General features: G+C 55.2%; 21 protein-coding genes. 9 read left to right on the plus strand and 12 right to left on the minus strand.

Annotated elements, in window-relative coordinates:
• Nucleotides 1-115: 115 nt before the first annotated feature.
• The 3 genes from RAL88_RS15475 to RAL88_RS15485 all read left to right on the plus strand — a co-directional run bounded on the left by RAL88_RS15475 (nt 116) and on the right by RAL88_RS15485 (nt 2511).
• Complete coding sequence (locus RAL88_RS15475; protein WP_306264760.1) at nt 116-1351, plus strand: urate hydroxylase PuuD; 1236 nt, start codon at nt 116-118, stop codon at nt 1349-1351.
• A 78-nt stretch (nt 1352-1429) separates the two neighbouring features.
• The gene (locus RAL88_RS15480) at nt 1430-1834 is read left to right on the plus strand and encodes a DUF427 domain-containing protein (protein ID WP_306264761.1); all 405 of its coding nucleotides are present in this window, start codon (nt 1430-1432) and stop codon (nt 1832-1834) included.
• A gap of 8 nt (nt 1835-1842) precedes the next feature.
• Nucleotides 1843-2511 (plus strand): DNA-3-methyladenine glycosylase I, encoded by a 669-nt coding sequence (locus tag RAL88_RS15485; protein WP_306264762.1) that lies wholly within the window; start codon nt 1843-1845, stop codon nt 2509-2511.
• A gap of 19 nt (nt 2512-2530) precedes the next feature.
• Here the strand turns inward: RAL88_RS15485 and can are convergent, their stop codons facing one another.
• From can to RAL88_RS15520, 7 genes are all read right to left on the minus strand, one after another.
• Nucleotides 2531-3181: a carbonate dehydratase gene (gene can / locus RAL88_RS15490; protein ID WP_306264763.1), complete on the minus strand. Its 651-nt coding sequence runs from the start codon at nt 3179-3181 to the stop codon at nt 2531-2533.
• 160 nt (nt 3182-3341) lie between these two features.
• A complete protein-coding gene (locus RAL88_RS15495; protein WP_306264764.1) occupies nt 3342-4115 on the minus strand; it encodes an ABC transporter ATP-binding protein in 774 nt (257 codons plus the stop codon).
• Nucleotides 4112-4867: an ABC transporter ATP-binding protein gene (locus tag RAL88_RS15500; protein ID WP_306264765.1), complete on the minus strand. Its 756-nt coding sequence runs from the start codon at nt 4865-4867 to the stop codon at nt 4112-4114. Before RAL88_RS15500 ends, RAL88_RS15495 begins: the two co-directional genes overlap by 4 nt.
• 11 nt (nt 4868-4878) lie before the next feature.
• The gene (locus RAL88_RS15505) at nt 4879-6036 is read right to left on the minus strand and encodes a branched-chain amino acid ABC transporter permease (protein WP_306264766.1); all 1158 of its coding nucleotides are present in this window, start codon (nt 6034-6036) and stop codon (nt 4879-4881) included.
• A 3-nt stretch (nt 6037-6039) separates the two neighbouring features.
• Nucleotides 6040-7068, minus strand: a complete 1029-nt coding sequence (locus RAL88_RS15510) for a branched-chain amino acid ABC transporter permease (protein WP_306264767.1) — start codon at nt 7066-7068, stop codon at nt 6040-6042.
• 66 nt (nt 7069-7134) lie between these two features.
• On the minus strand, nt 7135-8469 hold the full coding sequence (locus tag RAL88_RS15515; RefSeq protein ID WP_306264768.1) for a substrate-binding protein: 1335 nt from the start codon (nt 8467-8469) through the stop codon (nt 7135-7137).
• 503 nt (nt 8470-8972) lie between these two features.
• The gene (locus RAL88_RS15520) at nt 8973-9989 is read right to left on the minus strand and encodes a LacI family DNA-binding transcriptional regulator (protein WP_306264769.1); all 1017 of its coding nucleotides are present in this window, start codon (nt 9987-9989) and stop codon (nt 8973-8975) included.
• A gap of 40 nt (nt 9990-10029) precedes the next feature.
• Here RAL88_RS15520 and RAL88_RS15525 point away from each other — a divergent pair, with 40 nt between their 5' ends.
• The 4 genes from RAL88_RS15525 to RAL88_RS15540 all read left to right on the plus strand — a co-directional run bounded on the left by RAL88_RS15525 (nt 10030) and on the right by RAL88_RS15540 (nt 14535).
• On the plus strand, nt 10030-11112 hold the full coding sequence (locus tag RAL88_RS15525; RefSeq protein ID WP_306264770.1) for a sugar ABC transporter substrate-binding protein: 1083 nt from the start codon (nt 10030-10032) through the stop codon (nt 11110-11112).
• Between the two features lie 55 nt (nt 11113-11167).
• Nucleotides 11168-12688, plus strand: a complete 1521-nt coding sequence (locus tag RAL88_RS15530; protein WP_306264771.1) for a sugar ABC transporter ATP-binding protein — start codon at nt 11168-11170, stop codon at nt 12686-12688.
• Nucleotides 12685-13680 carry an ABC transporter permease gene (locus tag RAL88_RS15535; RefSeq protein WP_306264772.1) on the plus strand — a complete coding sequence of 332 codons (996 nt, stop codon included), beginning with the start codon at nt 12685-12687 and terminating at the stop codon, nt 13678-13680. Before RAL88_RS15530 ends, RAL88_RS15535 begins: the two co-directional genes overlap by 4 nt.
• 120 nt (nt 13681-13800) lie before the next feature.
• Entirely contained in the window at nt 13801-14535 is a 735-nt protein-coding gene (locus tag RAL88_RS15540) for an N-acyl homoserine lactonase family protein (protein ID WP_306264773.1), read from the plus strand.
• On the opposite strand, the gene RAL88_RS15545 is transcribed toward RAL88_RS15540, so the two are convergent.
• From RAL88_RS15545 to iolD, 4 genes are read right to left on the minus strand one after another with little or no spacing between them, the layout of a single operon-like run.
• Entirely contained in the window at nt 14532-15365 is an 834-nt protein-coding gene (locus RAL88_RS15545) for a class II fructose-bisphosphate aldolase (RefSeq protein WP_306264774.1), read from the minus strand. The two genes, RAL88_RS15540 and RAL88_RS15545, sit on opposite strands and share 4 nt — an antisense overlap.
• A 10-nt stretch (nt 15366-15375) precedes the next feature.
• Nucleotides 15376-16218, minus strand: coding sequence for a 5-deoxy-glucuronate isomerase (locus tag RAL88_RS15550; RefSeq protein ID WP_306264775.1), 843 nt, complete (start codon nt 16216-16218; stop codon nt 15376-15378).
• Nucleotides 16219-16235: 17 nt separating this feature from the next.
• Nucleotides 16236-17222 (minus strand): 5-dehydro-2-deoxygluconokinase, encoded by a 987-nt coding sequence (gene iolC, locus RAL88_RS15555; RefSeq protein ID WP_306264776.1) that lies wholly within the window; start codon nt 17220-17222, stop codon nt 16236-16238.
• On the minus strand, nt 17222-19096 hold the full coding sequence (gene iolD / locus RAL88_RS15560) for a 3D-(3,5/4)-trihydroxycyclohexane-1,2-dione acylhydrolase (decyclizing) (protein ID WP_306264777.1): 1875 nt from the start codon (nt 19094-19096) through the stop codon (nt 17222-17224). Before iolD ends, iolC begins: the two co-directional genes overlap by 1 nt.
• Before the next feature lie 148 nt (nt 19097-19244).
• On the opposite strand from iolD, the gene RAL88_RS15565 reads away from it, so the two are divergent.
• A complete protein-coding gene (locus RAL88_RS15565; RefSeq protein WP_306264778.1) occupies nt 19245-20366 on the plus strand; it encodes a Gfo/Idh/MocA family protein in 1122 nt (373 codons plus the stop codon).
• A gap of 52 nt (nt 20367-20418) precedes the next feature.
• Nucleotides 20419-21312 (plus strand): sugar phosphate isomerase/epimerase, encoded by an 894-nt coding sequence (locus tag RAL88_RS15570; protein WP_306264779.1) that lies wholly within the window; start codon nt 20419-20421, stop codon nt 21310-21312.
• Here the strand turns inward: RAL88_RS15570 and RAL88_RS15575 are convergent.
• Nucleotides 21285-22325 carry a LacI family DNA-binding transcriptional regulator gene (locus RAL88_RS15575; protein ID WP_306264780.1) on the minus strand — a complete coding sequence of 347 codons (1041 nt, stop codon included), beginning with the start codon at nt 22323-22325 and terminating at the stop codon, nt 21285-21287. The genes RAL88_RS15570 and RAL88_RS15575 overlap by 28 nt on opposite strands.
• Nucleotides 22326-22460 lie beyond the last annotated feature (135 nt).

Here is a 22460-nt window from a genome sequence, read left to right on the forward strand (position 1 = left end):
ATTTGGATAATTTTGAAAGTCCTCGGGAATTTGAGCGGTTCTCAAAATAATAAAGGCCGCTATGATCGACGCGGACCGGACTTCTTGAAACCGGGCGTCTGGAAGGAGACAACACATGTATGATCTGGCGATTTTTACCGAGTGGATGCAATTTGGTGTGCGCTGGCTGCATGTCATCACGGCGATTGCCTGGATTGGCTCCTCCTTCTATTTCATCGCTTTGGATCTGGGCCTGCGCAAAGCGGCCAATCTGCCGGAAGGGGCTCACGGCGAAGAATGGCAGGTCCATGGCGGCGGATTTTACCACATCCGCAAATATCTGGTTGCTCCGGAAGCCATGCCGGAACATCTGACCTGGTTCAAATGGGAAAGCTACTGGACCTGGTTTTCCGGATTTGCCCTTCTGTGGCTGGTCTATTATCTGGGGGCCGATCTTTATCTGGTCGATGCCAATGTCATGGACCTGCCGGTTCCGGCGGCGATCGCGATTTCGCTCGGTTCAATCGTGTTTGGCTGGCTCGCCTATGACCAGCTCTGCAAAAGCCCGCTCGGCCAGAACAGCACCTTTTTGATGGTGCTGCTGTTTGGCATTCTGGTGGCCATGTCCTGGGGCTTCACCCAGGTCTTTTCCGGGCGCGCGGCATTGCTGCATCTCGGCGTTTTCACCGCTACCATCATGTCTGCCAATGTGGCGTTCATCATCATCCCCAACCAGACCATCGTGGTGGCCGATCTGAAGGCCGGCCGCAGACCCGACTCCAAATATGGCCGCATCGCCAAGCAACGCTCCACCCACAATAATTATCTCACCCTGCCGGTGATTTTTTTCATGCTGTCGGGTCATTACCCGCTGGCTTTCGCCACCGAATATAATTGGGTAATTGCCAGCCTGGTGTTTCTGATGGGCGTCACCATCCGTCATTATTTCAACTCGCGCCATGCCCGCACCGGCAATCCGACCTGGACCTGGCTGGCGACAGCGATCATCTTCTCGCTGATCATGATCCTGTCTCTGGCCCCGCTTTATCAGGCGGACAGGGCAGAGCAGGCCACTGACATACTGACACCGGTGCAGCAGAAATTCGCCGACGCCGCCTCATTTGACGAGGTCAGCGCCATTGTTTCGGCACGCTGCTCCATGTGCCACGCCAATGAACCGGTCTGGGAGGGCGTCCGCTGGCCGCCAAAAGGCGTGCGACTGGAAACCCCGGCGCAGGTCGCCCAGCACGCCAGATCGATTTTTCTCCAGGCCGGAGCGACCAATGCCATGCCGCCTGCCAATGTCAGCTGGATGGAGGAGGAAGAGCGCCGCATGATCGTCAACTGGTTCCGTGCGGCTGAAGGCGGCTGACAACGGCGCTGATGATGCGACAGCATTGCGATCCGTCCCTGCCATGCGCATATCAAGTATGGAGAAGGGAACAACACCATGCCACAGCAACACATTACAATGGCGACCCGGACCATCCACAATCCGGATGAACCGCGCCATTTCATGCGTTTGAAACCAGTGCCGCGGCGGGTCCGGGTTCTGAAAGGCGAGACCGTTCTGGCTGATACACATGCAGCCATGAGACTGACGGAAATCGGCAGGGATATCTATGATCCGGTGTTCTACATACCGGAAGAAGATGTCCGTGACGGGCTTAAGCCGATTGCCGGCAAGAGCACCCATTGTCCACTTAAAGGTAACGCCAGCTATTTCGCCGGTGAAGGCGGCGAGCCGCTCGCCTGGACCTATGACCGGCCCTTTGACGCGACCAGATCCCTGAAAGGCCTGATTGCTTTTTTTCCCGAACAGGTAACGGTTGAAGAAACCGGCAGGGAAATCTGACTTCGATCATGCAGTCATTTGACGATATTTTCGCGATCGCCGCAAAGCGCAAAGGGGGCCCGCAGGCGCTGAATGCGCTTCTGCCGCCGCCGCTCAGTGCAGATGAGTTGCGCGCCATCACAGATGAGAACTGGCTTTCCGGCCTGTCAAAATCCGTGTTTCAAGCCGGCTTCAACTGGAAAGTTGTCGACAAGATGTGGCCGGGTTTCCAAGCCGCCTTCCATGGCTTTGATCCGGGTCGCTGCGCCATGCTGACCGACGAAGATCTGACCGCGCTAACCGGAGACAGAAGAATCGTCCGCCATGGTGCGAAGATCAGATCAGTTCAGGAAAACGCCGTGTTTCTGATCGAACTGGCAAAACAGCATGGCAGCGCTTCTGCCGCCTTTGCAGAATGGCCCTCCGACGATTTTGTTGGTTTGCTGGCCCTGTTGAAAAAACGCGGCTCCCGTCTCGGCGGCACCACAGCGCAATATGCTTTGCGCAGCATGGGCCGCGACGGTTTCATCCTGTCCCGCGATGTCGTCGCCCGGCTGATGGTGGAGGGCGTTATCGACAAGGCGCCAACCTCGCAAAAGGCGATGCGCACGGTTCAGGATGCCTTTACCTTGTGGCAGAAACAGTCCGGCAGATCATTGCAGGAAATCAGCCGCGTGCTTGCGATGAGCATTGGCTAAATCGATTCATACTTCCATGTCAGGTCTTTTGTGAAGTGTCCCGCAGAAACTCCAGGTGCGTCTGATCATCGCGCTGCGCCTGCGCTCCGCAGGTGCAGTCAAGATCGCGCAACAATCCGTCATTCAGCCCATAGACCCAGCCATGAATCTCGATATCCTTGCCCTCGCGCCACGCTGATTGCATGATCGGAGTACGGGCCAGTGTCTCGACCTGGGTTTCAATTGACAATTCGCACAGCCGGTTGAAGCGCTCGTCTTCATTGGCAATTGCCGCCAATTCTTGATGCGCATTTGTGGCCACATCGCGGACTGGCTGCAGCCAATGGTCAATCAGGCCGTGTCTCTGCCCGTCAATCGCCGCCTTGACGCCGCCACAGCCATAGTGCCCGCAGATGATGATGCGTTTGACCTCAAGGTTCTCAACAGCATATTCCAGCACCGACAACAGGTTCATGTCGCCGCGATGCACCAGATTGGCAACATTGCGGTGAACGAATACCTCGCCCGGTTCCAGCCCGGTGATGACATTGGCCGGCACGCGGCTGTCGGAACAGCCGATCCACAGAAAGTCCGGGCGCTGAAGCGCGGACAGGCGGCTGAAATATTCAGGATCCTCGCGGGATCGCTCGGCAGCCCAACGGCGGTTGTGGTCAATCAGATCATCAAGCATGCACATGTCCCTGGTGAATCGCCATTGCTGCCGGGCAGCATAGACGAAACAGCACGGCCAAGACCATCAATAGGTGCAAAATTCGCAGAGTCTGTCTTTATTCGCGCCGGGATCGGGCGGTTCCGGCATTGCCACACCGCTGCCTTTCAGGCGCGGCCTGTCAGATCGCAAGATATTCCTGACGCAGCTCGGCATTGTCCAGAACCTCCTGGGCGGTCCCGTCAAACACAACCTGACCCATATCAAGGATGATCGCCCGGTCTGCCAGATGCAGCGCGGCAATCGCATTCTGCTCGACAATAATTGTCGTCATGCCAAGAGATTTGATTTCTTCCAGTGTTTTTTCGATCTCCTGAACGATCACCGGGGCCAGACCCTCATAGGGCTCGTCAAGCAGCAACAATTTGATATCGCGGGCCAGAATGCGCGCCAGTGCAAGCATCTGCTGCTCGCCCCCCGACATGGTTGTGCCCTCCTGGCTGCGGCGTTCCGCCAGCCTTGGGAACAGCTCGTAAATCCGCTCAAGGGACCAGCCATGCGGCGGCGCGATTTGCGACAGTTTGAGATTTTCCTCAACCGTCAGACCCTGAATGATGCGGCGGTCTTCGGGCACCAGTCCCACGCCGTTCTGCGCCGCCTGATAGGCTTTCATTTCGTGTAGCGGCTTGTGGTCAAGCCAGATTTCACCATGACGCAAACTGGGATTGGTAACCCGGGAAATGGCACGCAGGGTTGAGGTCTTGCCGGCCCCGTTGCGGCCCAGCAGAGCGACGATTTCACCTTCTCGAATATCGAAGCTGACACCCTGCACAATGTAGCTCTCGCCATAATAGGCGTGCAGATTCCACGCCGAAAAATAGGCCGACTGTCCGCCTTGAGCCTTGCTCGGGGCAACCCCTGGTGCTGCAGTGCTGTCGATAGGTGTCACACTCATAGATGCGCGCCTCCCAGATAGGCTTCCTGAACTTTCGCATTGCCCTTGATTTTCTGTGGCACATCTTCGGCAATCACCGTGCCTTGAGCCAGCACGGAAATTCTGTCTGCCAGCGAAAACACCACATGCATGTCATGCTCGATCACAACCATCGTAATGTTGCGTTTTGAGATAGACTTCAGCAGGTCGATGGTGTTGTTGGTATCGGCTCGCGCCATGCCTGCTGTCGGTTCATCGAGCAGCAATAATTGCGGATCCTGCACCAGGCACATCGCCAGTTCCAGACGCCGCTTGTCACCGCGTGACAGCTGGCCCGCAATTTCCAGAGCCTTGTCTTCCAGACCAAGATCAAACAGCATCGCCATTGCCTTGCTGCGAATGTCCTTTTCATCGCCAACGGGATGCCACCAATTGACCTTGAAAGCGCCATCGCGTTTGGCAAATGCCGGGATCATGACATTATCCACCAGCGACAGATCGGCAAAGATTTCGGGCGTTTGAAACACCCGGCTGACACCCAGTTGATTGATTTCATGAGGCTTGATGCCAAGCAGTGATTTACCGGCAAAATCGACCGTGCCCGTATCCGGCTCGAGCCGACCGATAAAGCAGTTCAGTAAAGTGGATTTTCCCGCGCCATTGGGTCCGATGATGGCGTGAACCGTGCCCTCTTCGATCTCCAGATTGACATTGTCCAGTGCTTTCAACCCGCCGAAACGCTTGTTCACATTCTGAACTGAAAGAATACTCATTCCGTGCGTTCCTATTCTGCAGGTGCCGGCGCGGAACCGGCCGCTTTGTCGGTCCTGTCGCCTCCCGCTCCGCGTTTGAATAAATTGATGATCCGTTGCGCCCCTTCCATCAGTCCGCCAGGCAGGAAGATGACGATGATCATGAACAGTGCACCCAGAGTCAGATGCCAGCCTTCACCGACAAACAGCCCCGCGACCCATGCAAAGGCGTGTTGCAGGCTTTCCGGCAGGAAACTGAAGGCCTGCAGCAGGATGGATTCATTGAAGGCGGAGAAGATGTTCTCAAAATATTTGATCACGCCAGCGCCGATCACCGGTCCGAGCAGCGTGCCGCTGCCGCCCAGAATGGTCATCAGGACGATTTCACCCGAAGCAGTCCACTGCATGCGTTCGGCACCTGCCAGCGGATCGGTGACCGCCAGCAAGCCCCCCGCCAGACCAGCGAACATTCCCGAAATCACGAAGGCGGCCAGCGCATAGGGCCGTGTATTGAGACCGGTATAATTCATCCGGTTCTGGTTGGATTTGACCGCCCGCAGCATCATTCCGAAGGGCGAGCGGAAAATCCGGATGGACAAATAAAAGCAGATGATCAGCATAATGCCGCAGAAATAGAAGCCGGGATAGCCACCCATATTGATGCCGAACAAATCCGGCGTTGGCAGCATTGCACCATAGTCACGGCCGAAGGCGGCATCCAGTACCCTGGGGTCAGACTGTGTGAGTTGCAGGCCTGTCTCACCATTGGTAATCGGCGTTAACACCGAATAGGCCAGATTGTAGCTCATCTGGGCAAAAGCGAGCGTCAGAATTGAAAAGTAAATACCTGACCGGCGCAGTGAAACCCAGCCGATCAGCAGTGAGAACACGCCGCCGGCGACTATCGCCAGGATCAGCGCGGGGATCGGGTTCATACTCAACAGTTTGAAGGTCCAGACCGCCGTATAGGAGCCAACACCGAGAAAGGCTGCATGGCCGAAAGATAGGTAGCCCGTGAGGCCGAACAGAATGTTGAAGCCAATCGCAAAGATGCCGAAAATCGCGAATTTCTGCAACAGATCGGGATAGCCCGCACCGATCGGCTCAAGAATGACGGGACCAGCCAGCACGGCTGCGGTGAAGATGATGAGCAGGATTAAGTCGCTGCGCTGTTTCAGGATGCTGATCATGTTCTAGCTCTCCATCACGCCTCTGCGACCCATCAGGCCGCGTGGACGCACCAGCAACACGACGATTGCGATCAGATAGATAATGATCTGATCGATGCCGGGGAGTATGGTTTTGACTTCATTCATTGAGGCGAAACTCTGCAGGATGCCAAGCAGGAATCCGGCGGTCACAGCACCGCCCAGACTACCCATACCGCCGACAACGACCACCACAAAGCTGAGCACCAGAAAGTCCATGCCCATATTGTAATCCGGGCTGAGAATGGGGGTGTACATAGCCCCCGCTATGCCCGCCACCACAGCCGCAAGGCCGAAGACGATGGTAAATCTCGTGTCGATATCAATGCCCAACAGACCCACCGTCTCCCGGTCCGCCATACCGGCGCGCACCACCATGCCGAACGTGGTGAATTGCAGAAATGCAAAAACTGCGGCAATGACGACGCCTGAAAACGCCAGATATACGATACGCCACATCGGATAAACGATTGTTCCCGGATCAAGGCCCAGCAAAATTCCCATATCTGCTGAGCCGGATACAATCTCGGGTGCCGGTTGCGGGATTGGATTCGCACCAAAGAAACTTCTTACAATTTCCTGCAGCACGATTGCCAATCCGAAAGTCACTAATATTTGCTCGGCATGTGTTCGATGGTAAAAATGCCGGATAAGCCCGCGCTCCATTACAACACCAATAATCAGCATGACCGGAATTGCCAGAATAATGGATAGCGGAACCGAGTAATCCAGGAGCAGCAGGCCAAAATCACCAAGCCAGGTTTCAATATAGGGAACTCTGATTTCCAGCGGCGAGCCCCACGCAGTCGTTTGTGTGGGGTCCAGAGTGACTTTTTCCAGGCCCAAAAGGGCTTTCATGGTGACGGCACAAAAAGCACCAAGCATGAAGAGTGCGCCATGGGCAAAATTTACCACGCCCAATGTGCCAAAAATTAATGTGAGGCCAAGTGCGATAAGCGCGTATGCAGCGCCTTTATCCAGCCCATTCAGAATTTGCGGGAGAATTGTGTCCATCGTCCTGGGTCCCTGAATCAGTTCCGATCACCCCAACGGGTGATCGGATTTGGATTTAGCTAGTGGTTAGACACCATCGTTGTACGGGCCAAGTTCTCCACCCAGCAAGTCGGCTGGATATTCCACTTGCGCGCGAGGGGTCACTTCCACAATTTCCAGCAAATCATGCGGGGAGGCAGGCTCCTCTTTACCTTTCACCACCAGAACATCTTTGAAGCACTGGTGATCGGCTGCGCGATATTCTGTCGGGCCGTTGCCAAGACCATCGAACGTGTAGCCTTCCAGAGCCTTGCCAAGTTCGCTTGGTCTGAAGGTTCCGGCACGCTGTGCAGCATCTGCATACAAGATGGTTTGACAATAGCAGGTGTGCGCTGCCTGACTTGGCGGGAAGCCATATTTCTGGCCGAAGGATTTGACGAAGGCTTTCGAGGCTTCATCCTGCAGCGACCAGTTCCAGTTGGTTGAACCGAAGATACCTTTGATCGCATCACCTGCGCCCTGCGCCATCAGGCGGGAGAACAGCGGCACCACAATCTCGAAATTCTTGCCGTTGACCTGCTTGTCACGCAGACCGAACTGCACTGATTGCGGAAGCGAGTTGACCATGTCTTTGCCGTAGTGGTTCAACACCAGGACATCTGCTCCGGAATTCAGGACCGGAGTAATATATTGTGAGAAATCACCTGCACCGACAGGCGTGCGGACAGCAGCGACTGTTTCCCAGCCAAAGGGTTCTGTGTATTTTTGAATAGAGCCTTCCTGCGACCAACCCCATGTATAATCAGAGGTCAGGTGATAGACACGGCGGTCGGGGCCAAATGCATTCTTTAACACTGGTGCCAGCGCCGCACCGGTCATTTCCGTATTGAAGAAATGGCGGAAACCGTTGGCCCGTTTGTCTTTTCCGGTGGTGTCGTTGGAGTGCGTCAGGCCGGCCATGAAAATCACGCCCGCATCCTGGCAGAGACCCTGAACCGCAATCGCCACACCGGAGGAAGACCCGCCGGTAATCATCACCGCACCGTCTTTTTCGATCATCCGCTTGGCAGACGCGCGTGCCGCATCCGACAAAGTCTGCGTGTCCCCGGTTACATACGCGACTTTCTTCCCAAGGACGCCATTTCCCTCCAGAGCTTTGGATGAGAACGTGTTCAGCATCCCGCCATCGCCTTCGCCATTGAGATGCTCAACGGCCAATTCATAGGCCCGCAACTCATCGGCGCCTTCATCGGCATAAGCACGTGTCTGAGGCACGTTGAAGCCCAGCGTAACGGTGCCGCCCTTTGGTTCGTTGGTATAGGCGTTTGCGCCGCGAATGAAGAACTGGGGAGCGGACAGACCCACTCCCACGGCTGCCGCGCCTTTCAAAAGGCCGCGGCGGTTCAATTTGAGATCAATCATTTTGGCTATCCTCTAAGCGTTTCCCGAAAACTGCCTGTGGCAGTTACAATTCCCACGCGTATTTTTGTTTTTTAGTTGTTATCCGCGATCCGGGTAATTTCTAGAAATCCGAGCCAATGCGCAACACGACTTTCGGCTAGGATGTTTGATCGCAGACCCAAGGTGCGAAAGCGTATGATGTAATACAATTCACTCAAACGCTTCAATCCAGCGAATGCCCCTGGCTGAATGTCTAACAGGATTCTGAAAAAGTCGGTAAGCGGTAAAAAGCGGTAAGATGCGGATCAAATCTGGCATCTCTGGCCGCGCAAATTAGTGATTTGGCGTGAAATTCACAGAGTGCTCCACGAGAGTGCCGCTTGCCAAGGGATTGATATCGTTTTTCGGCAAACTGCTAAGTCGAAAAATACTTTCCCTTTTCCAGCACCAACTTTACCACGAACAATAAATGCTTCAGCAAAAGCGCCACCTTTTTTTGACGTCGCACAATCGATGCACGCGCATCAATTAAACTCGTTGCTTGGCGGCGCGCAGCTTTCACCCAGCACCAACGCTGCCTGAAACACCACTTCGCGCGGTTGCGCTTTTGGCTCACGGGTAATGCGATCGATTAACAGACGCAATGCTTCGTTGGTCATATCGGTTGTCGGGTGTTCAGCGCGTGTGAGCTTAGGACGAATTCCAGCGAACCCTGGAACAGTATCGGTTGAGGCAATCGAGATATCCTGAGGGCATTTTAGCCCCAGGTCCGAAACTGCGCGCATCACTCCAAGCGCCATAACCCCATTTGCGACATACAATGCACTGGGCGGATTGGGCTGAGAGAGCATATCCCGAGCCACCGAATACGCGGTATCTTCGCGAAATTCTCCACTGCGCACATGGCTGGCTTCCGGGACGAGGCCACGCGCGGACATGGAGTCCAGCATGCCTGCGTGGCGATCTTGCGCTGTGCTCAGATGCATTGGTCCTGTGATGGTGCCAATTTTTTTATGTCCCATATCAAGCAAATAACTTGTCACCTGGCGCGATGCCTCCAGATTATCCAGGACGACGGCATCATAGGCGTCCTGCTCGGTGGTCCGCCCGAACATAACAATTGGCGGCAGGCCCTTCATTGCTGCGCCAGTATACTGGTTGGACAGACCAACTGGCACCATAATCATCCCGTCACACGAGAGCGCGCGTATTCGCGACAGGTTACGTTTCTCGATTTCAGGTTTCTCGTCGCTGTTGAACACCACAAGACAATATCCCCATGCCGCCGCAGCTGCCTCCGCTGCACAAACTATCCGTGCATAGAATGGATTTGCCAGATCCGCCACAACCAGCGAAATTAACTGGGAACTGCCGCGCTTTAGATTTCGGGCGACTTGCGAGGGGACATATCCCAATCTGTCAATCGCTGCCTGAACTCTGTTTCTCAAGGTAGGGCTAACAAAACTAGAGTCATTTATCACGGCAGAAACTGTTGCTGTGGAAACGCCAGCCTCTTTCGCGACATCTTTAATATTAGCCATTCAGCCCACTCCAGCTAATCGTTTAGATTATAAAAGGTTCATGGAATATGGCCCATTACAGCCGATTATGCAAATATTTAGCTTGCATAAGGTGGATGGTTACGCGATGTTAGCAAATCGGTTAGCTAACACAATAGTGATTATTGTATCCAACCAACCGAACCATAGGGAGAAAGTCATGAATGTCTTGAAGCTAAGTGCGCTGGCCCTGAGCCTGGCGCTATCCACCAGCATTGTTTCCGCACAAGACGCCAAACTCATTGGCATCGTCTCAATTTCAGCTAACGAAGCAAACAATGCCCGCTATATTCAGGGTGCAGAAGCTGCAGCCAAGGAAATAGGTTGGCAGGTATCCGTTATCGATGCTGCCGGCAGCGCCGATCAGGCCAATGCAGCCATTCAGAATTTTGTCCAGCGCGGCGCAGTTGCGGTTGTTGATATGGTCTTTCCATACAGCTCTATTGGTGCCGGTCTTGCGGCCGCTGGCGACGCTAATGTTCCTGTTGTGACATGGGGTGGTGGCCTGGGCTCCACGGTTGCAGCAACAAACGGTTCGGGCGCTCCAGTTGCGGAGCCTGCAATCAAATTGATGCTGGACGACTTGGAGGGCAAGGGCAGCATTCTTGCGCTGACATATCGCACCGGCGAAGTTTGCCGTGATCGTGAGCTTTTGCTTGATGCTATGACTGCAGATATGCCCGGCATCACCATCACCCGCAATGAAGTGCGCATTCCAGGTTATTTTGAAGACGGGGCGCAATATGCCAATGCCTGGCTTGCCTCACATCCAGCCGGTGACGACAATCTGGCAATTTGGGGCTGTTGGGATGATCCGGCCATCGGTGCCATCGGTTCATTGCGCGCTCAAGGACGCACGGACGTGGGCGTATATGGCGTGAACGGTAATGCTCAGGCAATTGAGAACATACGCAACGGCCACATGAATGGTACAGCCTGGCAGGACAGCTACTCCGAAGGCTTCGACATGATTAGTTTGCTACCGGAAATAGTTGCCGCTGGCAGCGATTGGAAGCCAGTGGCCAGGGAGGTTGCAGCAATTCTGGTGACTCAGGATACAGTAGAGAGCTTTATCGAAGCGCACCCTGACGCACTGGGTCAGTAGCTTGCAGAGTATGGACGTCACACAAGTGACTTCAACTGAATTGGGGGCGAGCACTTTGCCCCCTTTGGTTCGTGCTGTTGGTATAGCCAAGTCTTTCGGAGGTGCTAAGGCGCTTCAAGGCGTCGACATTGATATCGCCTCTGGCGAAGTGCATGGCCTTGTGGGAGCCAATGGCGCGGGCAAATCCACTTTCATCAAAATCCTGGCTGGTCTGGTCCAGCCTGATGCAGGAACAATTGAGATCGACGGGGCTACCGAGTCGCTGGGCAACCCGCACGCATCATCCGAATTGGGAATGAATTTCATTCATCAGGAACTGGCTTTCATCCCCAGTATGACGGTTCTTGAAAACATCATGTTGGGGATTCCCAAGAAAACCCGATTTGGTATTATTGATTGGACCGCGATTGAAAGGGATGTCCGCCCGATCGCTGACCGCGTGGGGATCACGGCCGCGCTCAACGCAGGCGTCAAAGGGCTTTCGACGGCTGAAAACTGGTTGATAAATATTTGCCGCGCGCTTGTGCAAAAAGCGCGGCTGATTGTGATGGATGAACCGACGGCATCTCTCTCAAACAGCGAGGCCGAAAAGCTGTTCCAGATCGTCCAGGAACTTTCCAAATCCGGTGTAGCGGTGCTCTATGTGTCTCATCGCCTGGACGAAATCGAACTGTTGTGTGACAGAGTGACGATTTTTCGCGATGGTCATTCGGTCGCTGACATCAGCAAAGACGGACTTACCCGCGAGCGACTGGTTGAGGGTATCGTTGGTGGCGCAGTCGAAAGCGCAGGCCCCAAGATCGCTTCTTTTTCCAACGACAAAGTCATTCTGAAAGTTGACGGCCTTACCCGGACACCGATGGTCAATGGAGTATCATTTGAACTCCACGAAGGGGAGGTACTGGGAGTTGCCGGTCTGGTAGGTGCCGGGCGCAGCGAACTGGCGCGCCTGATCTATGGCGCAGACCGGCCAGATTCCGGAACCATGACATTCAACGAAGCCACATACGCGCCGAAATCTCCTTCCGCAGCAGTAAAAGCCGGTTTTGGCCTTGTGCCTGAGGAGCGCCGTGCGGATGGGCTCGTCCTGAGCAAAAGCGTTGCCTTCAACGCGCAGTTATCCAATCTCGAAAGTGTCATTTACAGCCCGTCCCTGCCGTTCATCAACTACGGCAAGCGCAAAGCGGGTGTTGAAAAAGTCGTGCGAGATCTCGCGATCAAGACCCAAAGTATCGACCTGTCCGTTGGGCAATTGAGTGGCGGCAATCAACAAAAGGTCGTGCTTGGTCGCTGGCTCCTAAGGCAGCCGAAAGTTTTGATCCTGGATGAGCCGACGCGCGGCGTTGACGTTGGCGCGCGTGCGGAAATTCACCGACTTGTGCGTGATCTCGCCAAAAATGGCATGTCCGTAATCGTGATATCATCGGAGCCGGACGAATTGCCCGATCTATCCGATCGGGTATTGGTCATGGCAGACGGTCGCATTGTAAAAGAACTTCGGGGGAAGGCGCTTTCGCGTAATGCGATTGTTGCTGCCAGCTATACGGATAAAGAACACAACAGGGCTGCAAAATGAGTCAGAACTCTCATACACCACGACGTCTTTCCCCTAGCGCACGAATTGCACTCGGCGTGTTCGCCCGTTATGGCACCATTTTGGGATTGGCCGCGATGATTATCGCATTTTCGATATTGTCCCCCAGGGCGTTCCCTTCTGTGAGCAACTTCACCAATGTCATCAATCAGGCTTCGCTGGCGATGATCATCGCCGGTGGCTTGACCATGGCGGTCATAGTCGGAGAACTTGATCTGTCCATTGGCTTTGCGGCCAGCCTGCACGGTTTGCTCGTCACAGGATTGATTGTTTCAAACAAGATCCCCATTCCAATCGCCATTGTCATCGTGATCGCACTTGGTGCGATTATCGGTTTTGTGAACGGCTTCATCGTAACGCGCATGAAGGTGAACTCGGTTATCGCGACACTGGGCGTAGGAACCATATTAACCGGCCTGGCATTTGCCTATACATCTGGCGTGCCCATTGTTTCGGGCGTTCCTGAAAGTTTTCTGCAACTCTCATTGGGGCGCTGGTTGTTCGGCATTCCAAATAATATCATCATCATGATAATCGTTTTGGGAACGCTTTGGGCATTGGTGGAACACACTTCTGTCGGTCAGGAAATACAAGCTGTTGGCGGAAACCCCGCAGCGGCGCGTTTAGCAGGCATTGATGTCGCCAGGATAAAGACGCTCGGCTTCGTGATTTCAGGCATGTGCGCCGCCATGACCGGCATATTGCTGGCCTCCCGGTTGGGAAGCGGCACAACCAGCGCCGCCGATAGCTATTTGCTCACAGCGTTCGCCGCTGTTTTTCTGGGCTCAGCAACCTTACGTGATGGTGAGTTCCATGTGTTTGGAACATTCGTTGGTGCACTGATTATCGCTTTTGGCTTCAACGGGTTGAACATATTTGGGGCACCCACATTTTCACAATATATATTCCAGGGTACGATTTTGATCATCGCCGTTGGCCTCTCCAGCTTGGGCCGATTGATCGCGGAAAGCTAGAGAAGGGTTAACTTCATGTCTGCAAAGAACGCCAATTGGGAAATCTATGTCCTTGAATACGCGCGCGCCAAAGATCAGCCCGTTGCGGCCCTCGTAAATGGCACGCATGATGAAGGCCTTATGGACACGCCCTTCGCCTTTGTATTCGCTCGAAATGGTGCACATAATATTCTCGTTGATACCGGGTTTATGCGCGAAGGCACCGGCGCGGAAATGAGCGAGCGCTTTGGTGTGCCTGAATGGATTTCTCCGCTGATCTTACTTGCAGAACTCGATGTGAAGCCGGCAGACATTACGGACATCATTCTCAGTCATGCGCATTTCGACCATGCAGGCTCGGTGCACAAATTTCCAAATGCGCGGATATTCATTCAAAAATCCGAGCTACTCTCCTGGCACGAGGCAATGGCACTCCCCCCGCAGTTTGGGTTTCTGACTGCCATCATCAATCCGGATGATCTGCGAAATATATTCGACGCGTCGGTTGAGCACCGCGTTACATTGCTGGATGGCGACAAGGATAATGTGCTTCCTGGCGTTCACGCTCGTTTTGGGCCGGGCCACACGATTGGCCAGCAGTTCATAATTTTGCAAAGCGCACGTGGGGAAATAGTTGTATCTGGCGACTGCGTGTATTCCTCGACCAACATAGCCGGGCACAATCATGATGGCGTCTATGTGCCCCTTAACAATGCTGTTGGAAGCGTTTGGGATCAGCTCAAGACGATTGATCGCATCAATGATGTAGTCCAAGGCGACCTTTCCAAGCTGATTATCCTGCATGACAATCATCGCTGGGAAAACCTGCCTTTGGTCAAAGAAATAGACGGTTTCAGGATTTCAAGGGCGCACTAGCGGGCAGGTCCAATACCCGTCAGAATCTGTGCTGCGACCAGTTTGACGGCTGGAATTGTAGGGCTGAGGAGGGCAATCCGGTCAAAGCTGTCCGGCTGGGCTGCCAGGCTTTCGCGCAGCGCCCGGCCGAACGCCATGCGCAGTTCCGTGCCGATGTTGAATTTCGAAACCCGGCTTTCGGAAGCCAGTTTGCGGCGCATATCAGCGGGGATACCGCTGCCGCCATGCAGCACCAAAGGCAGCGTGGTAACTGCTTCAATCGCCCGCAGGGCGGCAAAATCAATGCCGTCGCTTTTCTCGGTCTGAAGGTGGACATTGCCGATTGAAATTGCCATCGCGTCGGCACCGCTTTCGCGGTCAAACCGGGCCGCTTCCTCCGGCGTTGTACCGGCAGATGCCGGCCCATCGGCATAGCCGACAAAGCCGACCTCGCCCTCAAGCGATACATTCGCCGCATGGGCTTTTTCGGCAATGCCCGCTGTCATGTCGATATTTTCTGAAAGCGCCAGTTTGGAGCCATCGAACATCACTGACGTGAAGCCGGATTCGATAGCTTCAAAACATTCTTCCTGCTTGTAGCCATGGTCCAGATGGCACACCACCGGCACCGTTGCCTGCTCTGCCAGATAGCGAAACATTTTACCCAGAATAGGAAGCGGTGTATGGGTCCGGCAGCCTGGCCCGGCCTGCAGAATGACCGGCAGTCCGGTTTCCTCCGCCGCTTCCACATAGGCTCTGGCATCTTCCCAGCCCAGCACCACCAGGCCAGCCACGGCATAGCCGCCGGTCATCGCCGGTTGCAGAACATCCTTGAGTGTCGCCAATGTCATCTGGTTTTTGTCACTTGAACTTCGCGATCATATCCTTGATGCCGGGGATGGTTTCAATCTGATAGGCATGATCGGGCTGGAAATACTGCACCAGCGAACGCTGCGACAGGCCGCCCAATATGGTGAAATAATACATCTCGTAACCGGGTGCCGCGACACAGGGATGATAACCCTTTTCCAGCGTGATGGTTGAGCCCTCGACGAGGTGATAGGCATCGCCCACCTTGCCATCTTCGCGCTGCACCAGTTGCAGGCCGAAACCGTGATCCGGCCGGAACCTGAAATTGTAGGTCTCATCATGGCGGGTTTCATCAGGCAGACGGTCGGTGTCGTGCTTGTGCGGTGGAAAACCCGACCAGCCGCCCTGGCCGACCGTAAACAGTTCCGACACCAGCAGACGGCCCACCTTGTCGTGATATTTGGTGCCCAGAATATGTTTGATCTTGCGGTGGGTCTTGGTGTCGTCCGAGCCGTACTGAACCTTGTCGATATCGCCTGTGCGCACGGCAAACGGGTCGAGCACCTTGTCATAGCGTGCACCGGCAATGAAAATTTCTGCGCTGTTGCTGACACAGTCGAATGTGGCTTTCGCACCTGTCGGAACATACACGCCCTCTGGCTCACCATCCCAGACATTTTCGGTCCTGGTGCCGATGGCCTCATAGCGCTCACCCTCGACATCGACATTGATAGAACCGGTGGCCGGCGCGATACAGGTTTCGTAACCTGGAACGGAATAGGAGAAAGCCTGCCCTTTGCTGAGTTTGACGATGTTGAAATAATTCAGTGGCACATTGGCGTCGTCAATATCCACGACAGGTTTGTTGTGATTGTCAAACGGTGGAATATGCATGGCGGTGTTCCTTGTACTCAGGCATCGACCGGGCTCAGCCCGTCATGCGTATTGATGAAGTTTTCCAGGTCCGCCAGTGTCGGCATGGCCGGCGCACATCCTACTCTGGAAACGACGATGGCGGCGGCTGCCGAACCGCGTGCGACACTGTCTTCCACCGATAATCCGGCTGCCAGAGAGGCGATGAAGGCACCCAGAAACGAATCGCCCGCGCCAGTCGGTTTCAGCGCCTCCACGGGAAAGATTCCGGTTTGAAAAGACCCGCCGTCATGAAAGGTGGTCGATCCGAATTCGCCCTTTTTGTAAATCACGATCTGCGCGCTGGCCTGCGCCAGTTTCTGGGCCAGCGGCAGGCCGTCCTGCTTGCGTCCGGCCATCACTCCGAATTCATCATCATTGCCGATGATGATGTCGCAGTAATCGGCCGCCGCTGAATAGACACTGGCGGCTTCCGCGCCGGAAGACCATGAATAGGGCCGGTAATCAATGTCGAAGATGATCGGCAGGCCCGCCGCCTTTGCCAGTTTGAAAGCCTTCATTGTGGCATCGCGGGAGGGCTGCGCCGCAAGCACGGTTCCGGTTGTGATGAGTGCGCCGAAACCGGCAAAATCGATCCTGTCGATATCGGCTTCATTCATCTGAAAATCAGCGGCATTGTTGCGGTAGATCACCGACTGATGATCTTCAATCCGCGTTTCGACAACAGCCAGAGAGGTTCTGACCTCGCCGCCGACGGAGCGGACATGGCGCGCATCTATGCCGTATTTCGCCAGCTCATTGAGCGCCAGCCGGCCAAGCGCATCGTCGGAGACGCAGGTTACCAGCGAAGCCTTGCCGCCAAGCTTGACGATGGCCACTCCGATATTGGCGGATGAGCCGCCAAGGCAGGAGAAAAACTGCGTCGCCTGTTCTGTTTTCGTGCCGGGCGGATCGGCATAGAAATCCACACCGGCACGGCCGATAATGACAAAATTATTCTGTCTGATCTGGTCCTGCAGTGCCATCACACGCCTTTCCTCTGGCGCTCGCGCTCGGATTCCCAGTCCTTATGAGCCTTGCGCACGGTCGGGTCCTGCGAAACCGAAGGCGTGCCGACTTCCCACCAGGCATGGCCTTCTTTTGTCCAGCCATCAAATGCATCCACCTGAATGCAGATCACATAAGTCTTGCTGGCGGCTTTTGCCCGTTTGAACGCCTCTCCCAGCTCGGCAATCGAATGCACCGTTTCGCCATCGGCACCCATTGACTTGGCATGCGCCTCAAAATCCACAGCGAACGGTTCAACTGCGATATTGCTGTCGGCAATCAGATTGTTGAAAGACTTGTTTCCGGTATTGTTCTGCAGCTTGTTGATCACCGCAAACCCGCCATTGTCGCAGATCATGATGATAAGCTTCATGCCGGTCAGTACCGACGAATAAATATCGGAGTTGAGCATCAGATAGGACCCGTCGCCGGTGAACACGATTGTATCCTGGTCTTTCTGTTGTTCGCTCTGGGCGATGCGGGCACCCCAGCCCCCGGCAATTTCGTAACCCATGCAGGAAAAGCCGAATTCCACATCAACCGATCCAAGACTTTTTGTGCGCCAGTTGGCAGTCACTTCGGCAGGCAGGCCACCGGCAGCGGCAACCACCCTGTCTTCCGGGTCGCACAATTCATTGACCTTGCCGATCACCTGGGCATAGGACGCCGGGCGATTATTGCCGGCCTTGTCCGTCGGCTTGATATTGTCATCGACATAGGCATCCCACGCCGTCCGCTCCTTGCGCGCAAAGCCGCTCCACTGGTCGGAACTGCGATGCGCTCCAAGTGCCGCGCCAAGCTGCGTAAGCCCCTGGCGCGCATCTCCCACCACAGGCACCGACAAATGCTTGCTGGCATCATGGCGCGCCGCATTCAGCGACACGATTTTAGCGTCGGCGGCAAACACGGTCCACGAGCCGGTGGTGAAATCCTGCAACCGGGTTCCCACGGCAAACACAACATCCGCCTTGCCGGCAAGCGTGTTGGCCGAATTTGAACCGGTGACACCGATCGGTCCGCAATTCAAAGGGTGCTCAAACAGCAGATTGGCGCGCCCGGCAATGGTTTCGACGACCGGCATATTGTGCTTTTCGGCAAACCCCATCAGTTCCGTTTCGGCGCGCGAATACTGCACGCCGCCACCTGCAATAATAAGCGGCCGTTTGGCATTTTTCAGGATCTCGACGGCATCGGCAATTTCCCGCTCATCCGCAGTCAAGCGACGGATGCGGTGGGTTTTCTCAGTGAAAAACGCTTCGGGATACTCATAGGCCCATCCCTGGACATCCTGCGGCAGACCAAGAAACGCCGGTCCGCAATCTGCCGGATCAAGCAGCGTGTTGATGGCTGCGGGCAGGGACTGGATGATCTGCGCCGGGTGGGTGATGCGGTCCCAGTATCGTGACACCGGCTTGAAAGCATCATTGACCGATATCGCCGGATTGTTGAAATGTTCAACCTGCTGCAGTACCGGGTCGGGCAGGCGGGTGACAAAGGTGTCACCGCACAGCAGCAAAAGCGGCAGCCGGTTGGTGTGGGCAATGCCGGCGGCTGTCAGAAGGTTGGTTGTACCGGGCCCGGCCGAACTGGTGGCGAACATGAAACGCTGGCGCAGTTTCTGCTTGGCATAGGCGATCGCCGCCATCGCCATGGATTGTTCGTTCTGGCCACGATATAAAGGCAGCTCTTCGCGGTGCTGATACAAAGCCTCGCCGAGGCAGGTGACATTGCCATGGCCGAAAATGCCGAAGCCTCCGGCGCACAGGCGGACCCGCTCGCCGTCAATTTCGATATATTGGTTGGCCAGATAGCGTATGATGGCTTGCGCCATGGTCAGTTTGATCGTTTTCATGGGACCAACATCCGTGTTGAATTGTCGAAAACTGATGCAAAGCGCATTTTGGCGCAAACAGCAATTCCGTTCTTGACGGGCGATCCTAATTAGAGTTTAGGTTTTTTGCAACCGGTTGCAAAAATAATCTACGGAAATGGTGTTGGTGATGAAAAATATCGGAATAGGGGTCGTCGGCGGCGGCTATATGGGCAAGGCGCACTCTGTTGCCATGCAGGCGGTCGGCGCCGTGTTCGAAACCCGGCTGAGACCGGTTTGCGAGCTGATTTGCACCACCTCCCAGGCCGGTGCCGAAAAGAAGGCCGCCGCGTTTGGCTTCAACCGCGCAACTGCGGATTGGCGCGCCCTGGTCAATGATCCCGCCGTCGAAGCCATCATCATTGCCTCTCCCCAAGAAACCCATCGGGACATTGCGCTTGCCGCCTTCAAGCTGGGCAAACCGGTGTTCTGCGAAAAACCGCTTGGCGCTGGCCTTGCTGACAGCCGGATCATGGTGGAAGCAGCGGAACAGAGCGGCCTGCCCAATATGGTCGGCTTCAACTATATCCGCACACCGGCCTCGCAACTGGCGCGCAGCATTGTTGCATCCGGCGAAATCGGCGCGGTCACCTATTTTCGCGGCGAACACACCGAGGATTTCTTCTGCGATCCGCAGATGCCCGGAACCTGGCGCACCAGGGGCAGATCAAACGGCACGATGGGCGATCTTGCCCCCCATATGATCAATGGCGCGCTGGCTCTGGCCGGACCCATTGCTAGTCTCAGCGCCGACATTGAAACCGTCCACCAGACCCGGCCTGGCGAGAACGGCTCCGGACCCCAGGCTGTAACCAATGATGATCACGCTCAATTCATGTGCCGCTTTGAAAACGGTGCCATGGGCACGTTGTATTTCAGCCGCGTCGCGACCGGTCGGAAAATGGGCTATGCCTACGAAATTTTCGGCACCAAAGGGTCCATCCGGTTCGATCAGGAAGACCAGAATGCGCTGTGGCTTTACAACAGCGATGCCGCATCCGACCGCCAGGGCTTCAGCAAAATCTTGACGGGCCCGGAGCATCCGGATTATCTGCCGTTCTGTCAGGGCCCCGGTCACGGCACCGGCTATCAGGATCAGATCATCATTGAAGCGCATGATTTTTTGAAAGCCATTGAAACCGGTTCCTCTGTCTGGCCGACCTTCCGCGATGGTATGGAAGTCAACAGAATTATCGAAGCGGCCTGGGCGTCGAATGAGACCCGCAACTGGGTTTCGATCAGTGAGTTTTAAGGCCGGGTTTACAGTAAAAAGCCGGGCCTGCAGTCAATAGAAAGAGAAAACCGTGACCATTCGAATTGGAAATGCGCCCTGTTCCTGGGGTGTGGAATTTGCTGATGATCCGCGCAATCCGGCCTGGCAATCGGTGCTGGATGATTGCCAGAAGGCCGGCTATACCGGCATAGAACTTGGCCCCGTCGGGTTTTTGCCGGAAGATCCTGCAAAACTCGCCGATGCGCTTGCCGCGCGCGAGCTGACGCTGATCGGCGGCGTTGTATTTCGCGCCTTTCACGACAACGACAAATGGGACGACGTGCTCGACGGTGCCATTCGCACCTGCAAGTCGCTGACAGCCCATAGTGCCAGACACCTGGTTCTGATTGATTCCATCTCGCCGCGCCGGGCACCGACGGTCGGCCGACCGGCTGAAGCCGAGCAGATGGCCGCCGCGGAATGGGCCGACTATGCAGATCGTTTTCGCACAATCTGCAAAATCGGCACTGAGGAATACGGGCTCGATGTCAGTATTCATCCCCATGCCGGCGGGTTCATGGATTTTGAACCGGAGGTCGAACGCCTGCTTCAGGAAATCGATGCCGATCTGTTGAAAATCTGCCTTGATACCGGCCACAGCCACTTTGCGGGATTTGATCCGGTTGCCTTTATGAAACGGCATATGGACCGCATTACCTATGTCCATTTCAAGGATATCGATCCGGTGGTCAAGGCCAGTGTCGTTGCCAACAGAACCAATTTTTACGATGCCTGCGGCCAGGGCATTTTCTGCAATCTTGGCGATGGTGAAACCGATTTTCCCGCTGTCCGGCAGTTGCTCCTCGACAACTCCTATCAGGGCTGGTGCACTGTAGAGCAGGATTGCGATCCGGCGGGTGACACCTCACCCATCAAGGATGCGATTGCCAACCGCACCTATCTGGAATCCATCGGTTTCAACTGACCTTGCGGGCTCTGCGAGGCAAGCGGCTTCAGTGTGCCGCGTTCAACAACGGAGCACGGAAATATCCGTGTCTCCACGGCGCGTTTCGGATCATCAACAAGGGCAACGACCAGTTCAATTGAACTGAGGATGATGTCTGGTGTCGGCTGGCGGATGGTCGACAGATTATAAGCCGACCACGACGCCATATTCATATCGTTAAAGCCGAGAAAACCAATGTCCTGAGGGATCGACAGCCCGTTGGTGCGGGCCGCATCCATCGCGCCCATGCAGATCAGATCATCACCGCAGAAAATCGCATCGAGCTGACTGTTGCCAAGCAGTTCCTGCATGGCTTCCTGTCCGGCAGCGTAATTATAGGCGGTGGCATAGACTACATTGACAGCCTCCATATTCGCGGCCTTCAACTGGCTGAGAAATCCGCTGGCCCGGTCCTGGGTCGACGTTGCCATTTGCGGGCCGCCGAGAAATGCGATGTTGCGGTAGCCATGCCGGATCAGCGTATCGGCCGCCATCCGCCCGCAGGCCAGATTGTCGATACCGACCACATGAACCGGCGACCCGGCCTCGAACCGGCCAAACGCATGCACCACCGGCATATTGACATTCCGGAAGGCGGCGGAAAATCGCGGTTGAAGCGTTGAAGTCGCAACAATCACGCCATCAACATTGTACTGCCGCAGCATGCGCACCGAATGTTCCGGATTGGTCTCATTGGTCAGATTCACCAGCAGCGGGCGCAGGCTTCGTTCCTGCAGCGCTCGCGTATAAAGATCAAACACTTCCAGAAAAATCGGGTTCTGAAAATTATTCGCCACCAGACCGATAAGTTTGGTGCGGTTGGTGGCAAGGCTTCGGGCAATCAGGCTTGGGCTGTAACCCAGTTCGCGTGAAGCTTTTTCCACCTTTTTGCGGGTTTTTTCAGAAACACTTGCACCATCAGTATAGGTCCGCGAGACGGCTGAACGCGAAACTCCTGCGCGTTCAGCCACATCCTTCAGGGTCACAACCATCTTGCTCTGGCTCTTTCATTCTATCTATTTGCGGTTGCAGTGTGATAGGTTCAGTGCGACCAGCGGTTGGCCGGAGAATCCAAACATTTATTTTGCAACCGGTTGCAATACCGCATCGTACGTGATTATTTGGCG

The organism is Pararhizobium sp. IMCC3301 (assembly GCF_030758315.1).
Lineage (GTDB): Bacteria > Pseudomonadota > Alphaproteobacteria > Rhizobiales.

What these genes read in the sequence shown, in the direction of transcription:
- RAL88_RS15475 (WP_306264760.1), top strand. Translation starts at nt 116, where the DNA reads ATGTATGATCTGGCGATTTTTACCGAGTGGATGCAATTTGGTGTGCGC.
- RAL88_RS15480 (WP_306264761.1), top strand. Translation starts at nt 1,430, where the DNA reads ATGCCACAGCAACACATTACAATGGCGACCCGGACCATCCACAATCCG.
- RAL88_RS15485 (WP_306264762.1), top strand. Translation starts at nt 1,843, where the DNA reads ATGCAGTCATTTGACGATATTTTCGCGATCGCCGCAAAGCGCAAAGGG.
- can (WP_306264763.1), bottom strand. Translation starts at nt 3,181, where the DNA reads ATGCTTGATGATCTGATTGACCACAACCGCCGTTGGGCTGCCGAGCGA.
- RAL88_RS15495 (WP_306264764.1), bottom strand. Translation starts at nt 4,115, where the DNA reads ATGAGTGTGACACCTATCGACAGCACTGCAGCACCAGGGGTTGCCCCG.
- RAL88_RS15500 (WP_306264765.1), bottom strand. Translation starts at nt 4,867, where the DNA reads ATGAGTATTCTTTCAGTTCAGAATGTGAACAAGCGTTTCGGCGGGTTG.
- RAL88_RS15505 (WP_306264766.1), bottom strand. Translation starts at nt 6,036, where the DNA reads ATGATCAGCATCCTGAAACAGCGCAGCGACTTAATCCTGCTCATCATC.
- RAL88_RS15510 (WP_306264767.1), bottom strand. Translation starts at nt 7,068, where the DNA reads ATGGACACAATTCTCCCGCAAATTCTGAATGGGCTGGATAAAGGCGCT.
- RAL88_RS15515 (WP_306264768.1), bottom strand. Translation starts at nt 8,469, where the DNA reads ATGATTGATCTCAAATTGAACCGCCGCGGCCTTTTGAAAGGCGCGGCA.
- RAL88_RS15520 (WP_306264769.1), bottom strand. Translation starts at nt 9,989, where the DNA reads ATGGCTAATATTAAAGATGTCGCGAAAGAGGCTGGCGTTTCCACAGCA.
- RAL88_RS15525 (WP_306264770.1), top strand. Translation starts at nt 10,030, where the DNA reads ATGGAATATGGCCCATTACAGCCGATTATGCAAATATTTAGCTTGCAT.
- RAL88_RS15535 (WP_306264772.1), top strand. Translation starts at nt 12,685, where the DNA reads ATGAGTCAGAACTCTCATACACCACGACGTCTTTCCCCTAGCGCACGA.
- RAL88_RS15540 (WP_306264773.1), top strand. Translation starts at nt 13,801, where the DNA reads ATGGACACGCCCTTCGCCTTTGTATTCGCTCGAAATGGTGCACATAAT.
- RAL88_RS15545 (WP_306264774.1), bottom strand. Translation starts at nt 15,365, where the DNA reads ATGACATTGGCGACACTCAAGGATGTTCTGCAACCGGCGATGACCGGC.
- RAL88_RS15550 (WP_306264775.1), bottom strand. Translation starts at nt 16,218, where the DNA reads ATGCATATTCCACCGTTTGACAATCACAACAAACCTGTCGTGGATATT.
- iolC (WP_306264776.1), bottom strand. Translation starts at nt 17,222, where the DNA reads ATGGCACTGCAGGACCAGATCAGACAGAATAATTTTGTCATTATCGGC.
- iolD (WP_306264777.1), bottom strand. Translation starts at nt 19,096, where the DNA reads ATGAAAACGATCAAACTGACCATGGCGCAAGCCATCATACGCTATCTG.
- RAL88_RS15565 (WP_306264778.1), top strand. Translation starts at nt 19,245, where the DNA reads ATGAAAAATATCGGAATAGGGGTCGTCGGCGGCGGCTATATGGGCAAG.
- RAL88_RS15575 (WP_306264780.1), bottom strand. Translation starts at nt 22,325, where the DNA reads ATGGTTGTGACCCTGAAGGATGTGGCTGAACGCGCAGGAGTTTCGCGT.